Origin of the sequence: Streptomyces sp. H39-S7, from assembly GCF_027158205.1 — a bacterium.
Classification (GTDB): domain Bacteria; phylum Actinomycetota; class Actinomycetes; order Streptomycetales; family Streptomycetaceae; genus Actinacidiphila.
Window position 1 is genome coordinate 76090 of the sequence record NZ_JAPVLU010000015.1, and the last position, 26518, is coordinate 102607.

At 71.3% G+C, this 26518-nt stretch carries 22 protein-coding genes; 12 read left to right on the forward strand and 10 right to left on the reverse strand.

From position 1 onward, the window contains the following. Positions 1–42 precede the first annotated feature (42 nt). Positions 43–915: an RNA polymerase sigma-70 factor gene (locus O3X23_RS16620; RefSeq protein WP_269272159.1), complete on the reverse strand. Its 873-nt coding sequence runs from the start codon at positions 913–915 to the stop codon at positions 43–45. Then, positions 912–1487 carry a carboxymuconolactone decarboxylase family protein gene (locus tag O3X23_RS16625; RefSeq protein WP_269272160.1) on the reverse strand — a complete coding sequence of 192 codons (576 nt, stop codon included), beginning with the start codon at positions 1485–1487 and terminating at the stop codon, positions 912–914. The genes O3X23_RS16620 and O3X23_RS16625 overlap by 4 nt, the downstream gene beginning before the upstream one ends. A 157-nt stretch (positions 1488–1644) precedes the next feature. On the opposite strand from O3X23_RS16625, the gene O3X23_RS16630 reads away from it, so the two are divergent. Next, positions 1645–3486 (forward strand): serine/threonine-protein kinase, encoded by a 1842-nt coding sequence (locus O3X23_RS16630; protein ID WP_269272161.1) that lies wholly within the window; start codon positions 1645–1647, stop codon positions 3484–3486. 180 nt (positions 3487–3666) lie between these two features. Beyond that, positions 3667–4695: a cation diffusion facilitator family transporter gene (locus tag O3X23_RS16635; RefSeq protein ID WP_269272162.1), complete on the forward strand. Its 1029-nt coding sequence runs from the start codon at positions 3667–3669 to the stop codon at positions 4693–4695. A 23-nt stretch (positions 4696–4718) separates the two neighbouring features. Here the strand turns inward: O3X23_RS16635 and O3X23_RS16640 are convergent, their stop codons facing one another. Beyond that, positions 4719–5291 (reverse strand): dihydrofolate reductase family protein, encoded by a 573-nt coding sequence (locus O3X23_RS16640; RefSeq protein WP_269272163.1) that lies wholly within the window; start codon positions 5289–5291, stop codon positions 4719–4721. A gap of 297 nt (positions 5292–5588) precedes the next feature. On the opposite strand from O3X23_RS16640, the gene O3X23_RS16645 reads away from it, so the two are divergent. The 4 genes from O3X23_RS16645 to O3X23_RS16660 all read left to right on the forward strand — a co-directional run bounded on the left by O3X23_RS16645 (position 5589) and on the right by O3X23_RS16660 (position 7135). Further along, a complete protein-coding gene (locus O3X23_RS16645; protein ID WP_269272164.1) occupies positions 5589–5732 on the forward strand; it encodes a hypothetical protein in 144 nt (47 codons plus the stop codon). Positions 5733–5863: 131 nt separating this feature from the next. Further along, complete coding sequence (locus O3X23_RS16650) at positions 5864–6127, forward strand: GlsB/YeaQ/YmgE family stress response membrane protein (protein ID WP_269272165.1); 264 nt, start codon at positions 5864–5866, stop codon at positions 6125–6127. 194 nt (positions 6128–6321) lie between these two features. After that, positions 6322–6534, forward strand: coding sequence for a hypothetical protein (locus O3X23_RS16655; protein ID WP_269272166.1), 213 nt, complete (start codon positions 6322–6324; stop codon positions 6532–6534). 196 nt (positions 6535–6730) lie between these two features. Beyond that, complete coding sequence (locus O3X23_RS16660; RefSeq protein ID WP_269272167.1) at positions 6731–7135, forward strand: ATP-binding protein; 405 nt, start codon at positions 6731–6733, stop codon at positions 7133–7135. A gap of 72 nt (positions 7136–7207) precedes the next feature. Here O3X23_RS16660 and O3X23_RS16665 read toward each other — a convergent pair whose 3' ends face one another. Genes O3X23_RS16665 through O3X23_RS16675 form a run of 3 tightly spaced genes read right to left on the reverse strand, consistent with a single transcriptional unit; the run spans position 7208 to position 9222 of the window. Then, positions 7208–7843: an endonuclease gene (locus O3X23_RS16665; RefSeq protein WP_269272168.1), complete on the reverse strand. Its 636-nt coding sequence runs from the start codon at positions 7841–7843 to the stop codon at positions 7208–7210. A gap of 40 nt (positions 7844–7883) precedes the next feature. Then, on the reverse strand, positions 7884–8543 hold the full coding sequence (locus O3X23_RS16670) for an ATP-binding protein (RefSeq protein WP_269272169.1): 660 nt from the start codon (positions 8541–8543) through the stop codon (positions 7884–7886). Positions 8544–8583: 40 nt separating this feature from the next. Next, entirely contained in the window at positions 8584–9222 is a 639-nt protein-coding gene (locus O3X23_RS16675; protein ID WP_269272171.1) for an STAS domain-containing protein, read from the reverse strand. A gap of 276 nt (positions 9223–9498) precedes the next feature. Between O3X23_RS16675 and O3X23_RS16680 the strand changes: the two genes are divergently transcribed. The 4 genes from O3X23_RS16680 (at position 9499) to O3X23_RS16695 (ending at position 18281) form a co-directional block, all read left to right on the forward strand. Then, positions 9499–10368 (forward strand): class I SAM-dependent methyltransferase, encoded by an 870-nt coding sequence (locus tag O3X23_RS16680; protein ID WP_269272172.1) that lies wholly within the window; start codon positions 9499–9501, stop codon positions 10366–10368. A gap of 254 nt (positions 10369–10622) precedes the next feature. After that, positions 10623–14396 carry a HAMP domain-containing protein gene (locus tag O3X23_RS16685; RefSeq protein WP_269272173.1) on the forward strand — a complete coding sequence of 1258 codons (3774 nt, stop codon included), beginning with the start codon at positions 10623–10625 and terminating at the stop codon, positions 14394–14396. 130 nt (positions 14397–14526) lie between these two features. Further along, positions 14527–16908, forward strand: coding sequence for a SpoIIE family protein phosphatase (locus tag O3X23_RS16690; RefSeq protein ID WP_269272174.1), 2382 nt, complete (start codon positions 14527–14529; stop codon positions 16906–16908). A gap of 14 nt (positions 16909–16922) precedes the next feature. Next, positions 16923–18281 carry an MFS transporter gene (locus O3X23_RS16695; RefSeq protein WP_269272175.1) on the forward strand — a complete coding sequence of 453 codons (1359 nt, stop codon included), beginning with the start codon at positions 16923–16925 and terminating at the stop codon, positions 18279–18281. Positions 18282–18397: 116 nt separating this feature from the next. On the opposite strand, the gene O3X23_RS16700 is transcribed toward O3X23_RS16695, so the two are convergent. The 3 genes from O3X23_RS16700 to ku form a co-directional block, all read right to left on the reverse strand. Continuing rightward, positions 18398–18784 carry a hypothetical protein gene (locus O3X23_RS16700; protein WP_269272176.1) on the reverse strand — a complete coding sequence of 129 codons (387 nt, stop codon included), beginning with the start codon at positions 18782–18784 and terminating at the stop codon, positions 18398–18400. Between the two features lie 171 nt (positions 18785–18955). Next, positions 18956–19516, reverse strand: a complete 561-nt coding sequence (locus O3X23_RS16705) for a hypothetical protein (RefSeq protein WP_269272177.1) — start codon at positions 19514–19516, stop codon at positions 18956–18958. A gap of 275 nt (positions 19517–19791) precedes the next feature. Beyond that, complete coding sequence (gene ku, locus O3X23_RS16710) at positions 19792–20718, reverse strand: non-homologous end joining protein Ku (RefSeq protein ID WP_269272178.1); 927 nt, start codon at positions 20716–20718, stop codon at positions 19792–19794. A gap of 187 nt (positions 20719–20905) precedes the next feature. Here ku and O3X23_RS16715 point away from each other — a divergent pair, with 187 nt between their 5' ends. Together O3X23_RS16715 and O3X23_RS16720 are read left to right on the forward strand one after the other, a co-directional pair. Next, entirely contained in the window at positions 20906–24349 is a 3444-nt protein-coding gene (locus O3X23_RS16715) for a DNA polymerase III subunit alpha (RefSeq protein WP_269272179.1), read from the forward strand. After that, positions 24346–25392: a DNA polymerase Y family protein gene (locus O3X23_RS16720; protein ID WP_269272180.1), complete on the forward strand. Its 1047-nt coding sequence runs from the start codon at positions 24346–24348 to the stop codon at positions 25390–25392. Before O3X23_RS16715 ends, O3X23_RS16720 begins: the two co-directional genes overlap by 4 nt. Positions 25393–25451: 59 nt before the next feature. Here the strand turns inward: O3X23_RS16720 and O3X23_RS16725 are convergent, their stop codons facing one another. Then, positions 25452–26468, reverse strand: a complete 1017-nt coding sequence (locus O3X23_RS16725; protein WP_269272181.1) for a YdcF family protein — start codon at positions 26466–26468, stop codon at positions 25452–25454. Positions 26469–26518 lie beyond the last annotated feature (50 nt).

Here is a 26518-nt window from a genome sequence, read left to right on the forward strand (position 1 = left end):
CTGGCCGCCGGTACCCCCCACGACGCCGCCGGCGGCCGCGACCTACCGCGCGAGATCCGACGGTTCGTCCAGCCGCGTCAGCTTCCGCGGGTTCCTCACCAGGTAGATCCGGGTGATCCGCCCGTTCTCCACCACCACGCTCAAGGCCGTGGCCAGCTCACCGCCGATCTCGATCCGGCCCGCGGGCGCGCCGTTGAGCCACACGGCCGTCGTCTCGAGCGCGGCCGCTCCCGCCTGGTTCGCACGCGCGAGCACCTTCGCCACCGGCTCGGCTCCGTGGACCGGAGCCAGAGCGGCGGCGGCGAGACCGCCGCCGTCGGCGATCAGGACCACGTCCGGTGCCATGACCTCCACCAGCTCCTGCAACCGCCCGGTCCGTACCGCGGCCAGGAACCGCTCCACCACCGCCTGCTGCTCCGACCGGCTCACCCGCACCCGCGGCTGTCGAGCCGCCACGTGCTCGCGGGCCCGCCGCGCGACCTGCCGCACCGTGGCCGCGGACTTCCCGACGGCTTCGGCGATCTCCCCGTACGGGATGTCGAAGACCTCGCGGAGCACGAACACCGCCCGCTCCGTCGGCCCGAGCGTTTCCAGCACGGTCAGCATCGCGATCGAGACGCTCTCGGCGAGTTCGACGTCATCGGCGACATCGGGGCTGGTCAGTAGCGGTTCCGGCAGCCACTCGCCGACGTACTCCTCGCGGCTGCGCGACAGCGATCGCAGGCGGTTGAGCGCTTGCCGTGTGACGATCCGGACGAGGTACGCCCGCGGGTCGCGCACCTGCGAGGGGTCGACATCGGCCCACCGCAGCCAGGACTCCTGCACCACGTCCTCCGCGTCGGCCGCCGAGCCGAGCATCTCGTAGGCGACCGTGAACAGCAGGCTGCGATGGGTCACGAACGGGCTCTCGGTCATGCCGGCGATGCCACGTCAGCCGTGGGACGCGTGGCCAGCGGAACAGCGCAGGCGTCGGAGAAGCCCTGCGACTCGATCCCGTTCGCCCTGTTGTTCCTGGTCGCCATGTTGACGAAGGCGATGAACGCCGTGAGCTCGACCATCGCCGCCGGGCCGAGCCGAGCGAGCAGACTCGCGTAGAGCTCGTCGGTAACGGTCAGCGGCGTGTCCGACATGGCTTCGGCGTACTCCAGCACGTCCCGTTCCAGCGGAGTGAACGCCTCCGACGTCCGCCAGCGGGGCACCTGGCTCGCCTTGGCCAGGTCCAGTTTCTGGTTCTGCGCCTGGAAGTAGCCGACATCCAGGCACCAACCGCAGCCGATCTTCGCCGCGACCGCCATGTGCGCGAACGACTTGTGACTCGCGGCGGCCATGTCCCACTCACCGACCTTGGCCGAGAACTCCAGATTCGACGTGGCCGCCTTCGGGCTGTGCCACACCACTTCGACGGGCTCCGGCACGGCACCGAGCTGCTCGATCATGCTGTCGCGGAGTGCGGTGGGGAGTTCGGCCTTCGGAACGCGTATCGCCATGGTGTCCTCCTCGGACGTCTGCGGGTTTGACATGAAGACACCGCCGGAACCGGAAACGTGACATCGGCCGCCGCCACCGCACAAGGGCGCGAGCGTTGCCGTGCGGGGCTCGTCCGGTAGATTCCTCACAACTGATCTCAAGGCCAACGGGGTTGACGTGGTAGAGCTGTGGGGGAGCGGCGCCGAACCGCTGGAGCCGGAGGATCCGCCGCAGATCGGGTCCATTCCGCTGGCGGGCCGGCTCGGCGCCGGAGGCATGGGACGGGTGTACCTCGGGGTCCGCGAGGGCCAGTACGTCGCGGTCAAGCAACTGCTGTCCTCCGTCGTCGGTGAGGACGAGGACTTCCGGCGCCGTTTCGGGCACGAGTTGGACAACCTCGCCCGGCTGCCCACGGAGGCCACCGCTCCGCTGCTCGCCAGCGACCGCGCCGCGAACCCCCCGTGGTTCGCCACCGCCTACATTCCCGGGCTCACCCTGCGGGAGGCCATAGCTCTGCACGGCGGCCCGCTGCCCGCGCACGCGCTGTGGCTGCTGCTGCGGGAGGCCGCGGCGGGACTGGCGTCGGTGCACGCGCTGGGCATGGTCCACCGTGACCTCAAGCCGTCCAACATCATGCTCACCCTCGACGGCCTGACCCTCATCGACTTCGGTATCGCCCGCGCCGCCGAGCAGAGCCAGCTGACGAGGACGGGCATGGTGGTGGGTACCCCCGCCTACATGGCTCCCGAACAGGCTTCGGGCACCAAACGGCGACTGAGCGGTGCCACCGACGTGTTCGCGCTGGGCTCGGTGCTCGCGTACGCCGCTTGCGGCCAACCACCGTTCGGGGACGAGTCGGGCCACGGCGTGCTCTACCGCATCATCCACGAGGAGCCCGATCTGGAGCCCCTCCGGGAGCTGGAGCCGGACCTCGCCGGACTCGTCGCCGCCTGCCTCGACAAGGATCCGGAGGGGCGCCCCACCGCCGTCGAACTGCTCGAACACGCGGCTCGCAAAGGCCCGTTCGCGGAACCGTTGTGGCCGACGGCCATCACCCAACGGCTGACCGAGCGGACCGCGTTCGCCGCGCGCGTGCAGGCGATCGACGTACCCACGTTTCCGCTCACCGGCGGCAAGCCGGAGACGGCACCGGACACGGGCCCGGTGCCGGTGCCGGTGTCTGCCCCGGTGTCCGTTGCCGAGGCCCGTCCGGAGCGGCCCGAGCGGCCGCATCGGCGCCGCCGCGTCCTCCTCGCCGTTCTCCCCGTCGTCGTGATCGCCGGCGGTACGACCCTCGCCATCCAGCACCTTCCGTACACGTCCTCACCGCGGGCCGAGGCGCGCACCACTCAGCCCACCCAGCCCACGTCGGTCACCGCCGCGGCCATCCCGGCGGCGTCGACCGCGGGCGTCAGCCCGTCGGGAGCGGCCTCGCCACCCGCACAGCCACCCGCCCCGGGCGCCGCCGGAGGGAAGGGCGACAACCAGGGGCCCGGAGGGACGGGCGGGTCGCCGACATCGGTCGCCGGAGGTGCCGGCGGCGGCACACAGAACGGCTCGGGCGGACCCGGCGGAGGGGCAGGCGCCGGCGGCGCCGGCGCCTCGCACCCCTCCGGCGGCGGAACGTCCACCGCCCCCGTAACCTCGGCGCCGCCGGCCTCCGGCACCTACCGCTACCGCAACGGCAACAACAACAAGTGCGTCACCCAGGTCTTCGGGGCATCGGACTTCGGCGACTGCTCGGACGCGTCAGCCCGGTGGACCGTGAAGGGCAGATCGGACGGCAGCTTCAAACTCAGCAACCAGCAGAGCGGCCAGTGCCTGTACTCCAACGGTCTCCATCAGGCCGTCTTCGTGGGCGACTGCGCCCAGGACCTCGGCCGGATCTGGCGTACGGGTTCCGGCGGCAGCCTCCGCAGCGACCTCGGCGGCGGCTGCCTCGACCTGGGCATGAGCAGCGGCCTGGTGACGAGCACTTGCGCCGGGGACGCGTCACAGCGCTGGACCCGGCAGACGTGAACAGTGCGGCGTGACCGGCCACCCGAGGGAAACCCGTCCCGCCGGGCGGTGCGCCGCGACGGCGCGCACATCGTCGCAGGTGACAGTGGTAACGGTCCCCATTACAGCCTTTGGTGGAAGCGGGGTTGCTGCGGTTCACTGGAGCCCAGCCGAATCCGTCCGCGCGTCCTGGAGGCCCTTGTGAGTGACCACGAGCATGATCACGCCGCCGGCACCGGCGGTGGGGGTGGTCATGCGGGGCACTCGCACGGGGTGTCCGCGGACGCGGACCGGCGATGGCTGACGATCGCCCTGGTGCTGATCGGCGTGTTCATGTGCGCCGAGGTCGTCGTCGGAGTGGCCGCCAACTCCCTCGCGCTGATCTCGGACGCCGCGCACATGCTCACCGACGTCGTTTCGATCGTTCTGGCACTGGTCGCCATGCGACTGGCGGCCAGGCCCGCGAAGGGGCACTACACCTACGGGCTCAAGCGGGTGGAGATCCTGTCCGCGCAGGCCAACGGCTTGACCCTGCTGCTCCTGTCGGTGTGGCTCGCCTACGAGGCGATCCGCCGGCTGATCGACCCGCCCACGGTCACCGGTGGCCTCGTCCTGATCACCGCCCTGGTCGGCGTGGCGGTCAACCTCGCGGCGGCCTGGTCGATCTCCAAGGCCAACCGCACCTCGCTGAACGTCGAGGGCGCCTACCAGCACATCCTCACCGATCTGTTCGGCTTCATCGCCACCGCCGTCGCCGGCGCGGTCGTGCTGACCACCGGTTTCGCGCGCGCGGACGCCATCGCCTCCCTCCTGGTCGTCGCCCTGATGCTCAAGGCCGGTTACGGACTGATCCGGGACTCGGCGCGGATCTTCCTCGAGGCGGCGCCCGTCGGAGTGGACCCCGACGCCCTCGGCGACCGACTGGCCGCGCAGGACACCGTCGTGGAGATCCACGACCTGCACGTCTGGCAGATCACCTCCGGCCAGAACGCCCTGTCCGCCCACGTGTTGGTACAGCCGGACCGTGACTGCCACGCCGTGCGCCGCACACTGCGGCAGCTGCTGAGGGACGAGTACCGCATCGAGCACGCGACGTTGCAGGTCGACCACGTCGGCGAGGAGGAGAGCGCGGAGTTGCTGCAGATCGCCACGCCGTCCGGAGGAGACCAGGACCCGTACTGCGACGACTCCCACGGGCCCGTCCACCGCCCCGGTCCCCACGACCACTGACCTCAGTGGTCGTGGGGTCCGTGTCAGCGGACGACGTCGAAGACGTTCTTCTGCAGACCGTTGGCGTAGGCCGCGTGCTCGACGAGCTCCAGCTTCTGCGCGTCCTTGTCCGTGCCGCTGAAGAGGCGCTTGCCCGCACCGAGCAGAAGCGGGAAGACGAGCAGGTGGTAACGGTCGATCAGACCGGCGTCGGAGAGGTGCTGGTTCAGGGAGGCGCTGCCGTGGACGATGATCGGTCCGCCCTCGGTCTCCTTCAACGCGGCGACGTCGTCGAGTGAACGCAGGATCGTGGTCTCGCCCCAGTTCGACACCAGGTCATCCCCGGTGAGGGTGGTGGAGACGACGTACTTCGGCATCGCCTTGTAGTCGGCGAAATCTGCCATGTCGGGCCACACGGGGCTGAACGCCTCGTAGCTGACCCGACCCAGCAACATGGCGGTGGCTTCCTGCTGCTCCCGGCCCTTGATGTCGAACGCCTCGGGGAGGAACTCGATGTTCTTGAAGGTCCACCCGGAGTTCCGGTAACCGGGCTCGCCGCCCGGGGCCTCCACGACGCCGTCGAGGGAGATGAAGGCTGTGCTGATCAACGTACGCATCTGAGGTTCCTCGATGTCCGGGGTCTGGATCTCGACAGGTTCGGTACAGGGGCGAGTGGATCACGCCGGCGGTTACGGCGCATCCAACTTATTGTCTCTGACCGCGCATCACGCAGAAACTCATCGGTCCTTTCGATCCGACCCTCCGCCCGGTGCCACGGCCGACCAGGGCGCGCGGCAGCAGCGCGTCCGGCAACCAAGCCGGTTTCCAGCGGGCAACGAATAACCAGCAGGAGGATCGCGCCGCAGAGGAGATCACGATCCCCTTCCACCGGCGCCTTAGGAGGGCTGAGTGTCATGACCAAGGAGGAGTACGACGAGGTGATCGCCGAGGCCGCCGCCCGTATCCGCCGCACAGCGTTCCCCGCGCCCACCGGCGAGGAAGACCGCGAGCACACGGCTCACAGCGAGCACGCCGAATACGGCGCGTCCGCGCACTAGGAGCGGCTGATCCTGTCGGCCCGGCTCCGGTCCGCGCCGTGTGCCGCGCGCAATGGCGTGCGGGGAATCCGCGTGGATGTGGGGGCCGGGGGCAGACGTGGCAGCAGAAGAGCTGCCAAGGGGAGGACGTCATGGAGATCTCAGGCATCATCAGCGCCGTGATCATCGGCATCATCATCGGTGTCCTCGGGCGCCTCGTCGTGCCCGGTCGCCAGCGGATCGGGATCATCTGGACGATTCTGGTCGGCATCCTGGCAGCCTTCATCGGGGCTGCCATCGCGCACGCGCTGAACGTGGATGACACCAACGGCGTCGACTGGATCGAGTGGATCATCCAGATCGCCCTGGCCGCAGTCGGTGTCGCCGCACTGGACCGAGCGAAGTCGCGTCGCTGAACCCACGCGCGCCCCAGCACACATCGCGGGCCGCGGCTGGGCCGCCTTCCGCGGCCGGCCCCCGGCCGGCGTCCGCTCCTCGGGCACTCGGATCGAGGTGGGACGGTCCCGATGCGTTGGGCCGTCCTGCCTATTCTTGCCGGGACGGCGCTCCGGGGAGCGTTTGAACGAGACGGAGTGGGAACACGTGACGTATGGCGAATCCTGACGACGAAACCAAGACGTCCCACGCGCACGGCTCACAGCCGAGCACCCGCCCGGGCTCCGAAGAACCGCAGACCATCACGGCACCGACGCCCCCCGTCGCACGGACCAGTGATCCTCCGGACGAGGCGGACCTGACGGACGAGGAGAGCGATTCGGAACGGTCCCGCGCCGCCGGGAAACCGAAGCCCGAGGACGACTGAAACAAGACGGCGCCCGAGGCCGCCGGCGGCGGAGCAGTGCCCGGCCCCCGCCGGTAGTCGCCGGCCTGGACCGGACGCGTGATCCGCAAAGGCGATGAATACCTGAGATGAGGGCAGACGATCGTCAAGGCGCGTGCTGACGATCCTGTCCGCTGGTGGGTGCGAGGCCTTGGAGGAACGGTGCGGGCGATGATGGATGATGGTTGAGCACTGCCTGGCGATGGCCCCGACCAATGGTGAGGTCGGTGCGGCCCGCGACTGGGCTCTGCGGCACGTGAACGACTTCCCCTGGTGTGCGGACTGGCGCCCCGACGCCGGGTCGGTGGCCCTGGTCGTCTCGGAGCTGGTCACCAATGCCCAGCGACATGCCGGTGGCTCGGTCGAGCTGTCCTTGGTTCTTGACGTGAGCCGGCTGCGGATCGCGGTGAGTGACGACTCCCGCGTTCAGCCGGTGATGTGCCCGGCGCCGGCGGACCCCGGAAAGGTGGGCGGACACGGATTGCGCATCGTGGCCGAGCTGGCCGGGGAATGGGGCGTGACCCCGTGTGGGCCCGGCAAACAGGTGTGGGCCGATCTGCTGCCACCGGGCCCACTGTCCTGAAGGACGCGGCGATGCCGGGATGACGGGTGCCGGCCCGGTGGCCCGTTCCTCAGGCCCTCCTCGCGGAGGCGTTCATTCGTGCGCCTTCGCCTCGAACCTTCCGCCGCGGAGTCGGACGCGCACCAGAGCGGCGGACAGGCGGGTGAGATCGGGCGAGTCGATCCTGCGCGCCAGGCCGGCCGCCGTGTGCGGCAGCCCCAGTGCGGCTGCCTGATCCAAGGTGGCGCGGTCGCAGTACGGCTGCAGCTCGGTCCAGACCCCCTGGACCTCGCGGCAGAAGATGTCCGCCCCGACGGGCCCGATACGCGGATGCTCCTGGAGCAGGGCGTGGATCCTGCCGCCGTCGCCGCCCGCCTCTTGACACAGTTTCCGCAGGTCACCGTGGTATCGCTCGTGCAGCAGCCGGGCGCCGTCCCCCAGGGCGGTGGCGGTGCTCTCGTCGTAGCGCTTGTAGTGGGCCCGTCCCAGGGCGTCGACGATCTGCTGCCAGGGCGCGGCCGCCATCGCCGGTACGGTGCGCAGCCGGTCTTCGGACAGCTCCCGGGCGGCGGCGACCGCGATGCCGGCCGAGATCCGGGTGGCGCTCAGCAGCGACAGCACCAGGAGTCTGTACAGCGGTGAGGGCTTGTCCCGCAGAGCGATGCCGGCCTCGTCCGCGAAGGTCTGCCCCTGCTCGCGCAGCAGGCGGTCGATCAGTTCATCGGCCATGTTCCGGCCTCCTTACCCGCCTCGCCCCGCCGGCCGCCCGTCAGCGGCAGGCCGTCCTCGAGCCGACCGGGATCATCTTCGGCAGTTCCATCCTCCGCCATACCCGCTTGCCCGCCCGCAACAACGGCCGGGGGCGGGCGTGCAGTGTGGCCCGGGTGAATCCGAGCAGCAGAGTTGACCACCTGCCGTGCCCGGTCGGCGTCCTGGCCCTGTTCCTTTTCGCGTGCGCCGGGCAGCTCAAGCAGCACTGGTTCGCCGTCGCGGCCACAACGGCGCCCGTAGGAGCCGGCGCGGGAGCGGCCGAGTGCGGGCGTGTGCTCTGCGGGATCACGTCGGCCCACACGTGCTTGCCCTCCGGGCTCTCCTCCACTCCCCACGCTCGGGTCAGGCGCGCCACTATGTGCATGCCGCGCCCGCCTGCCTCCGCAGGGTGCGGGGTGCGCAGCACCGGCCACTGCGGGGAGCCGTCGCTGACGATGATGCGCAGTTGTCGTGCGCCGGACACCAGCGTCAGGCCCACGGTCCCGCCGGCATGTCGCAGAGCGTTGGTCACCAGTTCGGAGACCACGAGCGCGACCGCACCCTCGTCGGGCCGCCAGCGCGTCGGCCAGCGGAACGCCCTGACCGCCTCGCGTGCCCATCGACGGGCCCGGCCCACCACGCCGGGAGACGCAGAAATCCTCAGAAACCGCTCCGCCATCACGAACCACCGCCATCCCGTTCCAGGGACGCTCTCGCCGTCACCGAATCGGCGATCGGCCCAGACGCCTTGGTGGGCACGTTCCCGGATGTCGGTGATCCATGACTCGCGCGATCAGCGATTCACGCCGTTGTGGCGGGTTCGTGGTCGAGTGGGTCGGCCTCCGGGCGCTCTGCCTCCGTCCAACCGGCCCGGCCGCATCTGCGCGGCGCGGGCGGGGGGCTGGGGTCCCGCCGGTCGCGGACGAGTCGTTGCGGGTCGGAGCCCACGAGCGCGGTGCCTTGCCGGGCGGTGTCGATCCCGAGGGCGCGCTGGGCGTCGCCGTGTTCCCGCAGGAGGGCGTGGAGTGCTCGCAGCTCGGCGTGTTGTCGCGCTCGAGGCCGTCCAGGAGGTTCAGCAGTTGCAGGGGCTGCGGCCGCCAGTTGTAGACCAGCGCCGCCAGACCGCGCTGCTCCGCGGAGCGCTTGAGTTCCCGTACGCAGCGCACGCCGACGACGTCCATGAAAGCGATGTGGTGCAGGTCGCAGGCGATGACCGCGACGTCGGCGGGGAGGGTGGACATCACTTGTGCGATGGCAGGCTCGGCGTCGATGTCGAGTTCCCCGGCCAGGGTCAGATGCAGGGTCGGCCCGTAGCGTCGCAGCGTGATCTGCAGGGGGCCGCCTGCGATGAGGTCCATGGCACCTTTCGCCCTGCGGGAACGGGTAGCTTCCGGTCACGCCTGCCCCGATCGGCGTGGATCACACGCGGTGGGAGCACGCGGACACCCGGACTCTGTCGTGGTCGAGCGACGCGGTCGGAGCCAGGCGACCAGACCAGACCCGGCCGGCACGGCCGGGACACGGCGGGCCCCAGGGTGGACGGCCTTGCGCGTGCGGCAGCCCAGCCGGCCGTCGTCTTGCGTATACCGGGAACGGTGATGCCGCGGCGGCAAGGTCCTCCTAGCGTGGCCTGCATGAACCACACCTCCCCGCACGCGGCACACGATGGCCCGCACCCCGCTCCCCAGCCCGCCTCCGGCGTCCTCGACCAGGCGGAGATCCTCGACCTGGACGCGGAGGTGCTCGCCGAGCACATCGCGTCCATCACCGCATGGCTGCCCATCGAGCGGGAGCCGCAGCACATCCTCGACCTGGGATGCGGCACGGGAGCCGGCACCTTCGCCCTGCTCGCGCGCTTCCCCGCGGCGCGGGTGACCGCCGTCGACGCGTCGGAGGGTCATCTGCGCCGCCTGCGGGAGAAGGCCGCGGCGCTCGGCGTGGCCGACCGGGTACGCACGGTCGCGGCCGATCTCGACGCGCGGTGGCCCGAGCTCGGCCGGCCCGACCTGGTGTGGGCGTCGGCGTCGCTGCACCACATGGCCGACCCCGACCGCACCCTGGGCACGGTCCACGACGTCCTCGCGCCCGGCGGCCTGTTCGCCGTCGTCGAGCTGGCCGGCTTCCCGCGCTTCCTGCCCGCCGACGCTCCGCGGGAGCGGCCCGGTCTGGAGGAGCGCTGCCACGCCGCCCTCGCGCACCACCACGCCGAACACGTGCCGCACCGGGGCGCCGACTGGGGCCCCAGGCTGGCCGCCGCCGGGTTCGCCGTGGAGGGCGAGCGCACGATCGCCGTCAACGTCGAGGGTTCCCGCAGTGAGGCGGTGGGCACCTACGCGCTCAGCGGCCTCCGGCGCCTGCGCGCGAGCGCCGCCCACGCCCTCGCCGCCGAGGACCTCGCCGCCCTGGACCGGCTGCTCGATCCCGACAGTCCCCTCGGCGTCCTGCACCGTGGCGACCTGGCGGTCCGCACCGAACGCACCGTGTGGGCCGCACGCCGCGCCTGACTCCTGACTCCTGACCCCTGACTCCTGACCCCCGATCCGACGACGCCCCTCCGCCAAGGCCGCACAAATGCCCCATAAGCGGCTCGGGCGGGGCGGTGTCCGGGTCCCGCAGTCTGCGCGATCACGGCAGGTCGGTGGGTGGCTGCCGGTAAACTCACCTGGTCGAACACGTTTTGATCGCGGGCAGCCGCTCCGGCCACGGACGGGCTGCCTGCTGCCGCGTCCGCGGTCACACGGCAGGGTAAGGGTTGGGTATGAGCGAGGGTCAACGGATCACGACCAGCAAGGTGCCCGTGCCCAGCGGGGGCGGGGTGGGGGAGCCAGAACTTCGCCAGCTCCTGGCGGGGTTGACCGCGGTGCGCGACGGGGACTTCGGTCCTCGTCTCCCCGGGGACGGCGAGGGGTTGCTGGGGGAGATCGCCACGGTCTTCAACGGCATGGTCGACCAGTTGTCGCTGTTCACCTCCGAGGTCACCCGGGTCGCCCGGGAGGTCGGCACGGAGGGACGGCTCGGCGGCCAGGCGGAGGTCCCCGGGGTGTCGGGGACCTGGGCGGACCTGACCGACTCGGTGAACGCGATGGCCGGGAACCTGACCACGCAGGTGCGGGACATCGCCCAGGTCGCGACGGCCGTCGCCAAGGGCGACCTGTCGCAGAAGATCGACGTGGACGCGCGCGGCGAGATCCTGGAGCTCAAGGACACCGTCAACACGATGGTCGACCAGCTGTCCTCCTTCGGAGCCGAAGTGACCCGCGTGGCGCGCGAGGTCGGCAGCGAGGGACGCCTGGGCGGCCAGGCGCTGGTGCCCGGCGTGGGCGGGGTGTGGCGCGACCTGACCGACTCGGTGAACTTCATGGCCGGCAACCTCACCGCGCAGGTCCGGTCCATCGCCCAGGTCGCGACGGCGGTGGCCAAGGGCGACCTGTCGCAGAAGATCCGGGTCGATGCCCGGGGCGAGATCCTGGAGCTGAAGAACACCATCAACACGATGGTCGACACGCTGTCCGCGTTCGCGGACGAGGTCACGCGCATGGCGCGCGAGGTCGGCACCGAGGGCATCCTGGGCGGCCAGGCCCGGGTCTCCAACGTCGCCGGGACCTGGAAGGACCTGACCGACAACGTCAACTCTATGGCGAACAACCTGACGGGGCAGGTCCGCAACATCGCCCAGGTCACCACGGCCGTCGCCCGGGGCGACCTGACCCGCAAGATCGACGTGGACGCGCGCGGGGAGATCCTGGAACTCAAGACCACGATCAACACGATGGTCGACCAGCTGTCGTCGTTCGCCGCCGAGGTCACCCGCGTCGCCCGCGAGGTCGGCAGTGAGGGCCGGCTGGGCGGACAGGCCGAGGTCGAGGGCGTCTCGGGCACCTGGAAGCGGCTGACGGAGAACGTCAACGGGCTGGCGGGGAACCTGACGCGGCAGGTCCGCGCCATCGCCGAGGTCACCAGTGCCGTCGCCGAGGGCGACCTGACCCGCTCCATCACCGTGGACGCCTCCGGCGAGGTCGCGGACCTCAAGGACAACATCAACTCCATGGTGGAGTCCCTGCGCGAGACCACCCGCGCCAACCACGACCAGGACTGGCTCAAGACCAACCTCGCCCGCATCTCCAGCCTGATGCAGGGCCGCCGCGACCTGGCCGTCGTCGCCGAACTCATCATGGACGAGCTGGCCCCGCTGGTGTCCGCGCAGTACGGCGCCTTCTACCTCGCCGAGACGGACGAGAGCGCGCAGAGCGCGGACCGGCTGGAACTGCACCTGGTCGGCTCCTACGGTCACCCCGGCGGGGTGGGCGGCGACGGCAGGCCGCGGCACTTCCGCCTCGGGCAGTCACTGGTGGGCCAGGCCGCGCGCAGCCGCCGCATCATCGCCGTCGAGGACGTACCGCAGGACTACGTGGCCATCGGGTCCGGACTCGGGCAGAGCGCGCCCACCAGTCTGATCCTGCTGCCCATCGTGGTCGAGGACCAGGTGCTCGGCGTCATCGAGCTGGCTTCGGTCAACCGCTTCACCCCGGTCCACCGCGACTTCCTCGAGCAGCTGATGGAAACCGTCGGCGTCAACGTCAACACCATCGTCGCCAACTCCCGCACCGACGAACTGCTCGGTGAGTCCCAGCGCCTGGCGGGCGAGCTGCAGGCGCGCTCGGAGGAACTGCAGAACCGGCAGGAGGAACTGCAGCTCTCCAACGCCGAACTGGAGGAGAAGGCCGCCCTGCTGGCCACCCAGAACCGCGACATCGAGGCCAAGAACCTCGAGATCGAGCAGGCCCGCCAGGAACTGGAAGCACGCGCCCAGCAGTTGTCGCTGGCGTCGAAGTACAAGTCGGAGTTCCTGGCCAACATGAGCCACGAGCTGCGCACCCCGCTGAACAGCCTGCTGATCCTGGCCCAGCTGCTGGCCCAGAACCCGGCGCGGAACCTGACGCCCAAGCAGGTCGAGTACGCCGGGGTCATCCACTCCGCCGGGTCCGACCTGCTGCAGCTGATCAACGACATCCTGGACCTGTCCAAGGTCGAGGCCGGGAAGATGGACATCACCCCCGAACGCGTTCCGCTGCGCCAGCTGGTGGACTACGTGGAGGCCACCTTCCGCCCGCTGACCACCCAGAAGAGCCTGGACTTCCAGGTCACCACCGCTCCCGATGTGGCCCCGCACCTGGTGACCGACGACTCGCGGCTTCGGCAGGTGCTGGGCAACCTGCTGTCCAACGCGGTGAAGTTCACCGAGACCGGCCAGGTCGAACTGCACATCGAGACCGCCGACCCGGACCTGCTGCCCGCCCACGTCAGGGACAGCGGCCCGGCCCTGTCCTTCCGGGTGCGCGACACCGGCATCGGTATCGCCGAGCAGCAGTTGGAGACCATCTTCGGGGCCTTCCAGCAGGCCGACGGCACCACCAGCCGCAAGTACGGCGGCACCGGGCTGGGGCTGTCCATCAGCCGGGAGATCGCGCAGCTGCTCGGCGGTTCGATCAGTGCGGAGAGCACGCTGGGGGAGGGCAGCGCCTTCACCCTCCACATTCCCCTCGAACGTCCTGGCTTCGAGGACGCCGGAGCCGGGTCCCAGGAAGGCCCGCGGGCCCAGGACCGCGACGGGTCGCGCGCGCCGGTGACGGCGACAGCGGTACCCACGACGTCCAACGGGCTGCAGGCGGCGCAACGGCGCCGGGTGCTGGTGATCGAGGAGCGCGCCCACGGGCTGCTGTCGATGGTCGCGGAGAGCGCCGTGGCCGATGTCGCCGCCAGCCGCGAACCCACCGACCCCCGCAGCCATGTCGAGGTCATCTCCGTGCTGGGTGCCGGGCAGGCCGCGGCCGCGCTGGCCACGCAGCCCTGCCACTGCGTGGTGCTGGAGCTCGACATGTCCGGCGACGAGGCCTTCACGTTCCTGGAGGCCCTCGACGGCGACCGGGCCCTGCGCGGCGTGCCGGTGCTGGCCCACAACAGCCGGCGGCTGGACGCCGTGCACGAGCAGCAACTGCACGCGCGCTCGGACTCCCAGCCCCTGGAGCTGCTGCCCAGCCTGGACGAGCTGCGCGAGCGGATCGTGCTGCACCTGAGCGCCGAGCAGCCCAGCGATGTCCTGCCCCTGGTGCGCCCCGGGCGTGACACCCCGCCCGTGTTCAACCCGGTGGACGGGCGGCTCGCCGGGCGCAAGGTCCTGGTCGTGGACGACGACCCGCGCAACGTCTTCGCGCTCACGGGCATCCTGGAGCTGCACGGCATGCAGGTCCTGCACGCCGACAACGGGCGCGCCGGGATCGAGGCGCTGTCGCGGCACGAGGGCATCGAACTGATCCTGATGGACGTGATGATGCCCGAGATGGACGGCTACGCCGCCACGGCCGCGATCCGGGCCATGCCGGAACACGCCGACCTGCCGATCATCGCCGTCACCGCCAAGGCGATGCACGGTGACCGCGAGAAGAGCCTGGCCTCGGGGTCGAGCGACTACGTCACCAAGCCCGTGGACGCCCATGCCCTGATCGCCTGCATCCAGCAGTGGCTGCGGGCCTGACGCAGGCGTCCGGAGTGCTCCGGCAGAAGCTGACCGGCCGATCGGAAGCGCCACCCGGCCGGCCGGTCAGCAGGTACCAACCCGTGCGACGCGGCAACGCGATCGGCAGGCCTTTCGCAAGGAGCAACGCATGCCCACACCCCCCGAGCCTCCGGGGTCCTCGGAGTCCCGCGCGGTGGCCGGCTCCGCGCGCGGAGACGACCAGGGCACCTCGGGACGGCTGGCCGGCACGGTCGCCCGCCTGCGCGTGCAGGTTCAGCAGGCCCACGAGGCGGCCGCCGGCCAGGCACTGATCGAACAGGCCAAGGGCATCCTGGTGGAGCGCCTGCACTGCGGGCCGCGCGAAGCGGCCCGGCAACTCGACACCCTTGCCACCGGCGCCAGCGTCACCCTGCTGGAACTGGCCGCGGACATCGTTAACCAAGCCGCGCGCGACCACCTCACCGAGCTCACCGCCGCCATGCTCGAAGCGGCCCCCTCCCACGCCGTCCCCGACGTGACCACCGCGGCGACCGTACGCATGCGGACCGCCGAGAGCAGCACCCTGTCGGCCGGCGACACCCAGACCGTCGCGGACTCCCTGCTGCGCTACGCGCTGGCGCCGCTGGGCGCCAACGCCCTGGCCATCTGGGCGGTGACCTACGACGGGGCCCTGCGGCTGGCCGGCTACGCGGGCTTCCCCGAAGCCGAAGGGGCCCGCTGGCACTACGTTCCCCCGGAGGTGGCGACGTTGGCCCGGCGGGCGCTGACCAAGCGCCAAACGGTGTGGACCCGTACCCTGGCCGACGTCCAACTGCCCTCCATCGGCGGCGCGGCCTCCCCTCAGGCCGGCCGCGTCGTCGTACCCGCCGGCACCAGCGGACGCCTGGTGGGCGCCCTGGAGATCTGCTGGCCCGGACCGCTGGACCCCCAGCCTCCTCAGGTCCAGCGCCAGGTCGAGGCCCTGGCCGACCTGTGTGCCCACACCCTGGACGCCCACGTCCCCCTCGGCGCCGCCACCGAGCCCTCGGACCTGATCGGTCTCGCCGAAGGGCTGTGGGACCCCGCCATGATCCTGCGCCCGTACCTGGACGCGGAGGGCCGCGTCATCGACTTCTGGATCCACCACCTCAACGCGCACTTCGCCGACCTCGCCGGCCGGCCGCCCACCGCCATCGCCGGATCGCTGCTCCTCGAGAGCTACCCGGTGAGCGCCGACCCCAGCGGCCTGTACGAGAAGATCGAGCACGTCCACGCCACCGGAGAGCCCTTCCGGGCCCGGCGGCTGGCCACGACCAGCCTGGTCGACCAGATCCCGCTGCCCATCGTCGCGGACGTCAGCATCACCCGTCACGGCGAGGAGGTCCTCGCGACCTGGCGCATCCACGACCAGGGGAACCGTCTGGCCAACGTGCTCCAGCACGCCCAGCGACTGGGGCGCATCGGCGGCTTCGAGGAGGACTTCCACACGGGCGAGATCACGTGGAACAGCCAGCTCTTCGCCCTGTGCGGCCTGCAGCCGACCGACAAGCCGATTCCGCTGCAGGAGCTCGCCGCTCACGCCCACCGCGATGACGCCATCGCCCTGGGACGGTTCCTGCGTACCCTGCTGCACCACCACCGCCCGGCGTCCACCGCGTTCCGGCTGAACCGGCCCGACACGACCTCCCGCCACATCCGCATCGTCGCCGAACCGGTCCTGGACGGCCACGGGAACCTACAGGTCATCCGCGGTGCGTACCAGGACATCTCGGCGCAGCACTGGACCGAGGTCGCTCTCGCGGCCACCCGCGACCAACTCGCCCACACGGAGAAGGAGTCCGCGGAGCACAACCGGCTCGCCCTGCAGCTCCAGCACGCCATCATGCCCCCCACCAGTGCCCCCATCGACATCCCCGGGCTGCACATCGCGGTGCGCTACCGGCCGGCCGAGGAGGACCGCCTGGTCGGCGGCGACTGGTACGACATCGTCACGCTGCCGAGCCGGCAGGTCCTGCTGGCCGTCGGCGACATCGCCGGCCACGGCATCCGCGCCGCCACCTCCATGATCGTGCTGCGGAACGCCCTGCGCGGCCTGACCGCCACCGGCGCCGGACCCGCCCAACTGCTCGTGTGGCTCAACACCGTCGCCCACTACCTCACCGAGCACGTCACCGCGACCGCCGTCTGCGCCCTGTACGACCCCTCCACCCGTATCCTGCGCTGGGCCCGCGCCGGCCACCTCCCGCCGATCCTGGTCCGCAAGGGCCACGCCGAACCGCTGCCGGCGATCAAGGGCATCCTGCTCGGCGCCCTGCCCGACGCGAAGTACCAGGAGGGTGAAGTGCAACTCGAGGTCGGCGACACCCTGCTGATGTACACCGACGGTCTGATCGAACGCAGGGACCGTTCCGTCCAGTCCTCCCTGGACCAGCTCATCACCGCCGCCGAACGCTCCACGCCCACCCTGGACGCGCACCTGGACTACCTCCTGACCCGCAGCAACGCCGACACCGACGACGACACCTGCCTCATCGGCATCCAGCTCACCTGAGGAGAAGACCGAGGATGTGTGCCGCTTGCGGTATCCCCACCCACATATCCGAGCCGGAAGCGGCCGCGCCCGCCACGGGGGCCGCCCCGCCGCCGGCCGGACCGCCCCGCCGCTTCGCCGCCCTGCGCAACCGCGACTGCCGGCCCTACCTCTTCGGCTCGATGCTGGCGATGATGGCCGACAACATCGAGCACGTCATCACGTACTGGGTGCTCTGGCAGACCTTCCACTCGCCGGCACTGACCGGCTTCCAGGTGATCAGCCACTGGGTGCCGTTCCTGCTGCTGTCGATGTGGTTCGGCTCGCTGGCCGACCGGTACGACTGCCGGCGCGTCATCCAGGTGGCCCAGGCGGTGTTCATGGGCGTCTCCGCGGCGTGGGGGATCTTGTTCCTCACCGGCTCGCTGCACATGTGGGAGGCGTGCGTGCTGCTCGTCCTGCACGGCCTGGCCGGCTCACTGTGGGGGCCGGGCGAGCAGTTGATGCTCCATGACTTCGTGGGTCCGGCGGAACTGTCCAGCGCGGTGCGGCTGAACGCGACGTTCCGCAGCCTGGGCGTGCTGTTCGGCCCGGTGATCGGGTCGGCGCTGCTGCTGGGCCTCGGTCCGACCGCCGGCATCTTCGCCAACATCGCCTTCTACCTGCCGCTCACGTTCTTCCTCTTCCGCACCAAGTTCACCGGCCACACCCGGGACCGGCACCGCCGCCCGCGGGTCGGCGCGCTGGAATCGCTGCGCGTGCTGCGGGAGGTCGGATCCCATCCCACCCTGGTCAGCATGATCGTCCTGGCCGGGCTGGGCTCCTTCTTCGTCGGCGCGTCCCTGCAGTCCTCGATGCCGATCTTCGCGCACGACCTGGGGGCGGGCGGCGCGGGGACCGCCTACGGGGTCCTGCTCTTCGCCAACGGGGCCGGCGGGGTCATCGGCGGCATCGTGCTGGAGGCCACCGGCTGGGTCAGACCCCGGGTGGCCGCCGCCGTCCTCAGTACGGCCCTGTACGGCTTGACCAGCATCTTCTTCGCGCTCACCACCAGTTACCCGCTCGCCCTGGCGCTGCTGTTGGTCGGTGGCATCGCCAACCTGGCCTCGATGTCGATCGGCCAGACCGTCGTCCAACTGCTCGCACCGGCCGCCGACCGCGGCCGGGTCCTCGGTGTCTACGGCATGTCCGCGGGCGGGCTGCGTGCGGGCAGTGGCTTCACCGTCGGCCTGCTGGGCGCCGCCATCGGCGTGCGCACGTCACTGGCGTACAGCGCCACCGCGCTGTGCGTCGGCACGGCCGCCGCCGGGCTCCACGCCCTGCGCGGCCGGCGTGTGCTGAGCGGACGCGGGCCGGTGCGCGAGGACCGCAGGGAGCGCGCGCCGCGTCCCTGACCGCGGGACGGTCCGACCCAGAGGCGGCCGTCACCCGCGCCTTCCGGATGCTCGAACACGGCTGGACGGACATCACGCGGGCACCTGACACCGGGCACCTGACACGGGACTCGGTACTACGGGGAGTCCTGCCCGGGTCGGTCGACGTGCTCCGCGCGTTCGTCGCGCCACGCCAGCGCCCGGTGGATCTGTGGGGCGGTCAGGCCGGTCACCGGGCCGAGCTCGTCGACGGTCATGTCGTCCGGAGCCGCGGACAGGGCACGGACGATCTGCCAGGACCACAGCTCCTCCTCGACGAAGGGCCGCCCGCGGTACTTCTCGAGGAGCGGCCCCAGGTGCTCGCCGCCGCAGGCCACGAGCAGTCGCATGCCGTCCTTCGCCGGATCGGTGGCGTGCACGGCCGAGGAGTCACGCACTATCGCCAGGACTCCGCCGTCGTGCCACAGCCGGCCGCACCAGTCGCACAGATCCACCGGCTCCCGTACCGCTTCCCGCTCCGCCATGCTTCGCGTCTACCCGCCGCGCACCACTCCATTGGGCGGTGAGCGGAAGGGAATGTGCGATTCCCCGCACGTTCCGTAGCCGGTCGGCGGCGCCCCGGTTGCCCGAAGATCGTCCGAAAACAGCCCGTGGGCACCGCCCGTCCGGACGGTGCCCACGGGACGCGTTCGACCTCAGGAGCGGACGGTGAGCCACGCGCCCAGGCCACTGCAGCCGCGCGCGTCATAGGTGGTGCTGCGGTAGCCCGCCGGGATGGGGGAGTAGGGGCAGGTCCAGATGCCGTTGCGGACGAGCTGGTGGAACCAGGCGCCGATTCCGCTGCACCCGTTGCGGTCGTAGTTGGTGATGACGTACCCGGACACCACCGGCGAGCCCGCGCAGGTCCAGATTCCGTCACGCGCGAGCTGGTGGAACCACGCGCCGACGCCGCTGCAGCCGTTGCGGTCGTACATGGTGATGACGTACCCGGACACGATCGGCGACCCCGCGCAGGTCCAGATCCCGTCCCGGACGGGCTGCTGCAACCACGCCCCCGCGCCGTTGCAGCCACTCCGGTCGAACATGGTGATGACGTACCCGGGTGGGACGGCCACGCCCGGACAGGTCCATCCGCCCACCGCGGCGGCCCGCGCCCCGCCGTCGGCGGCCGTGGCCGTTCCGGTGGCCGTGCCGGTGAACACGGCCGCGAGCAAGGCGATCGCCCCCACGACGGCGGCGATCCTGCTGCGGAACACCGCGGTGGTCGAACGGCTCCATAAGTGACGAAGTCGGCTGTTCACTGCACTCCAGTTCGATTGATGTGCCCGGTTGGCGGTCATGGCGACGCCCGGCCGCAGGCAGTGCCGTGCGGGCCGGGCAGCACATCCTGCACGGGCCGGCGGTCCCGGGCGCAGCGCGAGGGCGCGCGACTGCTGCATTCCGGGCACGGCGCGGCCAAGGTCGCCACGCTCGATGATCACTCGGTGTGAGTCGGCCGCTCCCCGGAGCCCGGCGGCACGCTGCTGGGTGGTCAGGCGCTGCGCTTGCGTGCGGGAGTCTTCTTCGCAGGTGCCTTCTTCGTCGCCTTCTTCGCCGCCGTCTTCTTGGCCGTCGCCTTCTTCGCGGGGGCTTTCCCGGCGGTCCCCTTCGCCGGGGCGATGTCGTGGACCGTGGCGTCCTGGCCGCGGTTCTCCTTGGCCTGCGCGAGGCTGGCCTCGAGCGCCTCCATGAGGTCCACGACCTTCCCGGCCGCCGGCGCGGGAGCACCGGCCGGGGTGACCTCGGCGCCTTCGACCTTGCCGCGCACCAGGTCCGCCACCGCGGCGGTGTACTGGTCCTCGTAGGTGTCCAGGTCCGCTTCGCCCAAGGCGTCGATCAGGGCGATGGCGGCCTTGATCTCGTTGTCGGCGAGCTCCACCTCGGCGGTGGGCGCGGCCTCGGCGGGGGATTTCATCTCATCGGGCCAGTGCAGGGTGTGGGCGATCAGGACGTCGTCGTGGGCGTAGATCAGCACCAGCTGTTCCTTGTTGTGCAGCGCCACCTTGCCCACCGCGGCCTTGCCCGACCGGGCGAGAGCCTGACGCATCAGGACGTAGGGCTTGTCCCCGCCGGAGCTCGGTTGCAGGACGTACGGAGTGTTGTACTGGGCGCTGGGAACGCCGGCCATGTCGAGGAAGCCGCTGATCTCGATGGTCTTGGCGGTGGGCAGCGGCATGGCGGCGAGTTCGTCGTCGGTGATCTCCACCAGGGTGCCGTCGGGGGTCTCGTAGGCGCGACCGATCTCGTCCTGGCTGAGGACCGTGTCGTCCAGCTCGCACTTCTTGCGGTACCGGACGGGCCCGTGGTCCGTCTTGTGCATCTGCCGGAACGGGATCTTGTGGCTGCTCACCGTCGACCCCAGGCGCACCGGGATGGACACCAGCCCGAAGGAGACCGTCCCGGACCACAGCGGCTTCATCCCACAGCTCCGCCGGTCGCATCACTCATACCCCGACGCTAAGGCCGCCCCCGCCGCCCCGCGACCGCACGACCCAATGGTCACGCACCGTAGCTATCGAACAAATGTACGGATCTCGGGTTATGGTGGAAGAGCGACGGAGGAGATCCGGTAGGGGAGGGCGCGTGGACTGGGACTGGAGGTGCCGATGTCGTCGTTTACGCACCTCCACGCCATGTCCGGCTATTCGGCCCGCTACGGCGCCGCGCACGTCGACCAACTCGTGCGCCGCGCGGCGGAACGAGGCATGGGTGCACTGGCACTCACCGACCGTGACACGGTCACCGGTACCGTACGGTTCGCCAAGGCCTGCGCGACCCACGGCGTCCGCCCGGTCCTCGGCGTCGACATCGCCGTCGCGCCCCACCGCCCCACGCCCGTCGCGGCCCGGCTCCGTACCCCGGTGCGCGGTGGCGCCCACGTGCTGGAGGCACCGCTGCGGGTGACACTGCTGGCGCGGCACGCCGACGGATGGGCCCGCCTGTGCCGCCTGGTGTCCACCGCGTACACCGACCCGGTCGCGGGCGTGCCGGTGGTGTCCTGGCCGGCCCTGGCCCAGTACGCGGGGAAGGGGCTGACGGTCCTCCTGGGCCCGGCCTCCGAACCCGTCCGCGCCCTGAGCGCCGGCCGTGAGGACCTGGCCGAACAACTCCTCGCCCCGTGGCGTGACCTGGCCGGTGACCGCCTGCGGATGGAAGCGGTGTGGTTCGGCCTGCAGGGCACCGGCCCCGGCTCCCTGCGGCTGGCCGGCCGCACCCTGGCCCTGGCCGACCGGCTCGGCGTCCCGGCCGTGCTGACCAACGCGGTCCGCTACGCCGACCGCGAGCAGCACCGCCTCGCCGACGTCCTGGACGCCGCCCGGCTGCTGCGCCCCATCGACCGGCGACGCCTCGACACGGGGGAGCGCTGGCTGAAGGACCCGTCGGCCATGTCCGCGGTCGCCGACCGCGTCGCCGAGGCGGCGGGTACCGGGACGGAACGCGCGCGGCGGCTGATGGCGGAGACGGACCGGACGGCGGAGGAGTGCCGCATCGACCCGGTGGCCGACCTGGGGCTGGGGCGCCCGCACTTTCCCGAGCCGTCCGTCGTCGGCGCCGGATCCGGCCCGGGGGAGGCGGCGGCGGTGCTGCGCGAGCGGTGCGAGGCGGGCATGGTCCGGCGCGGTCTGGACCGCGACCCGGTCGCCGTGCGGAGGCTCCAGGAGGAGCTCGAGGTCATCGCCCGCATGAAGTACGACACGTACTTCCTCACCGTGGCGGCCGTCGTGGCCGACGTGCGGGAGATGGGGATCCGGGTGGCGGCCCGCGGTTCGGGGGCCGGCTCCATGGTCAACCACGCCCTGTACATCGCCACCGCCAACCCGCTGGAACACCACCTGCTGTTCGAGCGGTTCCTCAACGTCCGGCGGAACTCACTGCCCGACATCGACATCGACGTGGAGTCCGCCCGCCGCCTGGAGGTCTACGACCGGATCATCGAACGGTTCGGCACGGAGCGCGTCGCGGTCACCGGCATGCCCGAGACCTACCGGGCCCGCCATGCCCTGCGCGACACCGGTATGGCCCTGGGGATCGCGCCGGACACGGTGGACCGCATCGCGAAGTCGTTTCCGCACATCCGGGCGTGCGACATCACCTCGGCCCTGGCCGAGCTGCCGGAACTGCGGGACCTGGCCGCGGCGGCGGACCGGTTCGGACCGCTGTGGGAACTCGCCGAGGGCCTGGACGCGCTGCCCCGGGGGATGGCGATGCACCCGTGCGGCGTCATCGTCAGCGACACCACCCTGCTGGACCGGCTGCCGGTGCAGCCCACCCCGGGCGGCTACCCGATGGTGCAGGCCGACAAGGAGGACGTCGAGGACCTCGGACTGATCAAACTGGACGTGCTCGGCGTGCGGATGCAGTCCGCGATGGCGCACGCCGTCACCGAGATCCGGCGCGTCACCGGCCGGAGCATCGACCTCGACGACCACCGGCAGGTTCCGCTGGACGACTTCTTCGCCTTCAAGCTGATCCAGGCCTCCGACACCATCGGCATGTTCCAGTTGGAGAGCCCCGGGCAGCAAGATCTTTTGGCCCGCCTGCAGCCCAGGGACCCGCAGGACGTCATCGCCGACATCAGCCTCTTCCGTCCAGGGCCGGTCGCCGGCGGGATGCCCGCCCAGTACATCGCCGCCCGCCACGGTGCCGCCCCCGTCTACCCGCACCCCGAGCTCGAACCGGTCCTCGCCGACACCTACGGGGTGACGATCTGGCACGAGCAGATCATCGACATGCTCGCGACCCTCACCGGCTGCGACCGCGCTCTGGCCGAAGTGGGCCGCCGCGCCCTGGGCGACAGGAACCGCCTGCCGAAACTGCGGGAGTGGTTCCACCGGGAGGCCACCGCCCGCGGCTACACCCCCGCGGTCCGGGAGGAAGTGTGGAGGATCATCGAGGGGTTCGGCTCCTTCGGCTTCTGCCGAGCGCACGCGGTCGCGTTCGCCGTACCCGCCCTGCAGTCGGCGTGGCTGAAAGCGCACTTCCCGGCCTTCCTGGTGGCCGGCCTCCTCGAACACGACCCGGGGATGTGGCCCAAGCGGGTGATCGTCGCGGACGCCCGCCGCCACAACGTGCCCGTACTGGGTGTCGACGTCAACCACTCCCGGGCCACCCACACCGTGGAGAGGACCGACGACGGCACGTGGGGCGTGCGGCTCGCGTTCTCCGCGGTCAAGGGCATCAGCGAGGACCAGATCAGCCGCCTGGTGGCCGCCCAGCCCTACGCCTCGCTGCAGGACCTGTGGCAGCGCGGCCGCCCCGCCCGACCCACCGTGGAACGCCTCGCGGAAGTCGGCGCTCTGGACGCCGTGCGCGGGTCGCTGACCCGCCGGGACCTGCTCCTGCAGATCGCCGAACTCCACGCCCACGCCCGCGGCCGCCAGGGCGACGGGCAGCTGCCGCTGCAGGACATCAGCGCCGGCTCCGCCCCCAGCGGCCTGCCGGAGATGACCGGCCGCGAAGCGCTCGGCGCCGAACTGGAGACCCTCAGCATCGACATCAGCCAGCACCTCATGGAGCACCACCACCGGCTCCTGCGCGAGGTCGGCGCCACCGACGCCGCCCACCTGACGACCCTCGAATCCGGCCGGACAGTCCTCGTCGCCGGGGTACGCGCCTCGACCCAGACCCCGCCCATCGCGTCGGGCAAGCGCATCATCTTCGTCACCCTCGAAGACGGCTCCGGCCTCGTCGACCTGGCCTTCTTCGAAGACTCCCACCCCGCCTGCGCCCACACCGTCTTCCACAGCGGACTGCTCCTGGTCCGCGGCACCGTCCAGCGCCGCGGACCGCGCCGCACCGTGGTCGGCAGCCGCGTCTGGGACCTCGAAGCCCTCGCCGCCGCCCGCCGCGACCACGGGCCCGAAGCCGTGGTGCGCCTCCTGGGCGACACCGCACTGCCCGGACCCACCCCCGCCCAGTCCCCGCAGCGCACCCTCGCCAACGGGACCACCGGCGCCGTCCTGCACCCGTGGGCCGACCTGCAGCCCGCCGGCACCCGCTCCGCGAACCTCACCAAGCTCGGCCACATCAGCCCCGGAAGCGCGGGATGACCCTCATGCAGCCGGCACAGCGCCACATCCTGCACGCGCACTTCCACGGCCGCACGCGCGACGACCCCGCGCTGTACCAGCAGCTCCTGGAAGTCCTGCAGGGCATCAGCCCCCGCGTGCAGGCCCTGGAACCCGACGGCGCGCAGATGGACCTCACCGGTGCGCTGCGGTATTTCGACCGCACTCCCCAGGAGCTCGCCGAACTGATCCGGCTGCGGGTCGTGGCGCTGCACGGGGTCCAGGCGACGCTGGCCGTCGCGGGCAACCGGCTGCTGGCCGGCATGGCCGCCGCGGTGACACCGCCCGGCGGCATCACCGTCATCGGCCACGACCCGCACGACATCGCCGCGTTCCTGCGTCCGCAACCCGTCAGCGCCCTGCCCGGCGTCGGGCCGGCCACCGCGAAGACCCTCGTCCGGCACGGTCTGCACCGCATCGGAGACCTCGCCGACGCGCCGTTGCTCACGACCCAGCGCCTGCTGGGAGTGACCACGGGCCGGTCCCTGCACGACCTCGCCCACGGCCGCGACCCCCGCCCCGTCACCCCCCGGCCCGTCGCCCGCTCCGTCTCCGCCGACCACCACTTCGACCGCGACGAACTCGACCCCGACCAGCACCGGCGCGTACTGCTCGACCTCAGTGACCAGCTCGGCTCCCGCCTGCGCTCCCAGGAACAGATCACCGGCGCCCTGTCCCTCACCGCCCGCTACGCCGACCGTTCGGCCACCACCCGAACCCGGTCCCTGCCCGAAGCCTCGGCGCACGGGGACGACGTCCGTGCCACCGTCTACGAGCTGTACGCGGCGCTGGGCCTGCAACGCGCCCGCGTCCGATCCCTCAGCGTGCGCGCCGAGCAACTGCGCCCCGCCCACGCCGCGGCACAGCAGCTGAGCCTGGACCAGGTCCGCGAGAACCGCCTCGCCATCGAACCGGCCATCGACCGCGCCAACGCCCGCTTCGGCCCAGGAGCAGTGCGCCCGGCCAGCCTGGCGCGCTCCCGGCGACAGCAGCCCGCGATGCCGGAGGCTCCAGCGGTCCTGTAGAGGCCGGTTCAGGGCCGGATTCGGGCACGACGATGGCCGGCCCGCCGGCCGGTTTCGGGTCAGGTCGCGACGAGAGCCGCCAGGCCGAGCGCGATCAGCCCACCGCAGATCGCGAGATTCAGCTTCAGGTGATCCACGAAGATCGCCACGAACTCCCTGATCGTCGCGCTCGGCCAGAAGTACGCAGCGGTCGGCGAGCCGATCACCTGCCCGTTGATGCCCGCCCGCCGCGCCATCAGAGCCGCCCGGAACGCATGGAAGTTGTTGGTCACCACCACACACCGGTACGTCGGGTCGTGCTCCGCCATCAGCGCTTTGCTGCAGGTCAGGTTCTCCTCCGTGGTCCGTGACCGCTCCTCCCGCAGGATCCGCTCCTCCGGGATCCCCTTCGCCACCAGGTACTCCGCCATGGCGTGCGACTCGGGACGGCCCTCGTCGGGCCCCTGTCCGCCGGAGACCAGCAGTCGGGGCGTCCCGCCGTGCCGGCCCTCCGCCTCGTAGGCCGCCCGTCCCCGCTCCAGGCGGGAAACAAGGAGCGGCGGGACCTGGTCGCCGACCAGGCCGCAACCGAGCACCACGACGAAGTCGACGCCGGAGCGCACCGTGATCCGCCCGTAGAGGAAGGAGTACGTGAGGTAGCAGACGAACAGGAACGAGACGTACGCGACGACGCACAGGGTCAGCACGCCCGCGGAGAAGATGACACGGGATCCGGAACTCGCGGCGAAGATCAGGAATGCCAGGAGCAGGAAGATGCCCAGTCCCGCGAGCAGCGACAGCAGGTTGCCCAGGCCGCGCCCTTCCTTGCGGAGCATCAGCAGCCCGTTGGCGACGAGAGCGAAGGGCAGCGCGAGCCCGGCGAGCAGGACCAGCGCCGGCAGCAGGTACAGGACGTAACGCGACCCGGGGATCGGGGCCCCGTGCAGCGACATCACGAACGCGACGCTGAAGAGCACGAGGCCGAGCCCGAGGAACACGGCATTGCGGAACAGGCGGCGGTCCTCGCGGAAACTGACGGCGAAGGCGAGGAACGCGAGGGCGGAGGCGGCGTAGGCGGCGTAGGCGAAGGGGAGCACGAGCGCATCGTATGGGCGCGCCCCGCGGCGGACCGAACCGGCCGTGGAGG

What these genes read in the sequence shown, in the direction of transcription:
- O3X23_RS16715 (WP_269272179.1), top strand. Translation starts at nt 20,906, where the DNA reads ATGTCGTCGTTTACGCACCTCCACGCCATGTCCGGCTATTCGGCCCGC.
- O3X23_RS16660 (WP_269272167.1), top strand. Translation starts at nt 6,731, where the DNA reads ATGATGGTTGAGCACTGCCTGGCGATGGCCCCGACCAATGGTGAGGTC.
- O3X23_RS16670 (WP_269272169.1), bottom strand. Translation starts at nt 8,543, where the DNA reads ATGGCGGAGCGGTTTCTGAGGATTTCTGCGTCTCCCGGCGTGGTGGGC.
- O3X23_RS16720 (WP_269272180.1), top strand. Translation starts at nt 24,346, where the DNA reads ATGACCCTCATGCAGCCGGCACAGCGCCACATCCTGCACGCGCACTTC.
- O3X23_RS16690 (WP_269272174.1), top strand. Translation starts at nt 14,527, where the DNA reads ATGCCCACACCCCCCGAGCCTCCGGGGTCCTCGGAGTCCCGCGCGGTG.
- O3X23_RS16700 (WP_269272176.1), bottom strand. Translation starts at nt 18,784, where the DNA reads ATGGCGGAGCGGGAAGCGGTACGGGAGCCGGTGGATCTGTGCGACTGG.
- O3X23_RS16620 (WP_269272159.1), bottom strand. Translation starts at nt 915, where the DNA reads ATGACCGAGAGCCCGTTCGTGACCCATCGCAGCCTGCTGTTCACGGTC.
- O3X23_RS16645 (WP_269272164.1), top strand. Translation starts at nt 5,589, where the DNA reads ATGACCAAGGAGGAGTACGACGAGGTGATCGCCGAGGCCGCCGCCCGT.
- O3X23_RS16625 (WP_269272160.1), bottom strand. Translation starts at nt 1,487, where the DNA reads ATGGCGATACGCGTTCCGAAGGCCGAACTCCCCACCGCACTCCGCGAC.
- ku (WP_269272178.1), bottom strand. Translation starts at nt 20,718, where the DNA reads ATGAAGCCGCTGTGGTCCGGGACGGTCTCCTTCGGGCTGGTGTCCATC.
- O3X23_RS16655 (WP_269272166.1), top strand. Translation starts at nt 6,322, where the DNA reads ATGGCGAATCCTGACGACGAAACCAAGACGTCCCACGCGCACGGCTCA.
- O3X23_RS16640 (WP_269272163.1), bottom strand. Translation starts at nt 5,291, where the DNA reads ATGCGTACGTTGATCAGCACAGCCTTCATCTCCCTCGACGGCGTCGTG.
- O3X23_RS16685 (WP_269272173.1), top strand. Translation starts at nt 10,623, where the DNA reads ATGAGCGAGGGTCAACGGATCACGACCAGCAAGGTGCCCGTGCCCAGC.
- O3X23_RS16680 (WP_269272172.1), top strand. Translation starts at nt 9,499, where the DNA reads ATGAACCACACCTCCCCGCACGCGGCACACGATGGCCCGCACCCCGCT.
- O3X23_RS16695 (WP_269272175.1), top strand. Translation starts at nt 16,923, where the DNA reads ATGTGTGCCGCTTGCGGTATCCCCACCCACATATCCGAGCCGGAAGCG.
- O3X23_RS16665 (WP_269272168.1), bottom strand. Translation starts at nt 7,843, where the DNA reads ATGGCCGATGAACTGATCGACCGCCTGCTGCGCGAGCAGGGGCAGACC.
- O3X23_RS16650 (WP_269272165.1), top strand. Translation starts at nt 5,864, where the DNA reads ATGGAGATCTCAGGCATCATCAGCGCCGTGATCATCGGCATCATCATC.
- O3X23_RS16675 (WP_269272171.1), bottom strand. Translation starts at nt 9,222, where the DNA reads ATGGACCTCATCGCAGGCGGCCCCCTGCAGATCACGCTGCGACGCTAC.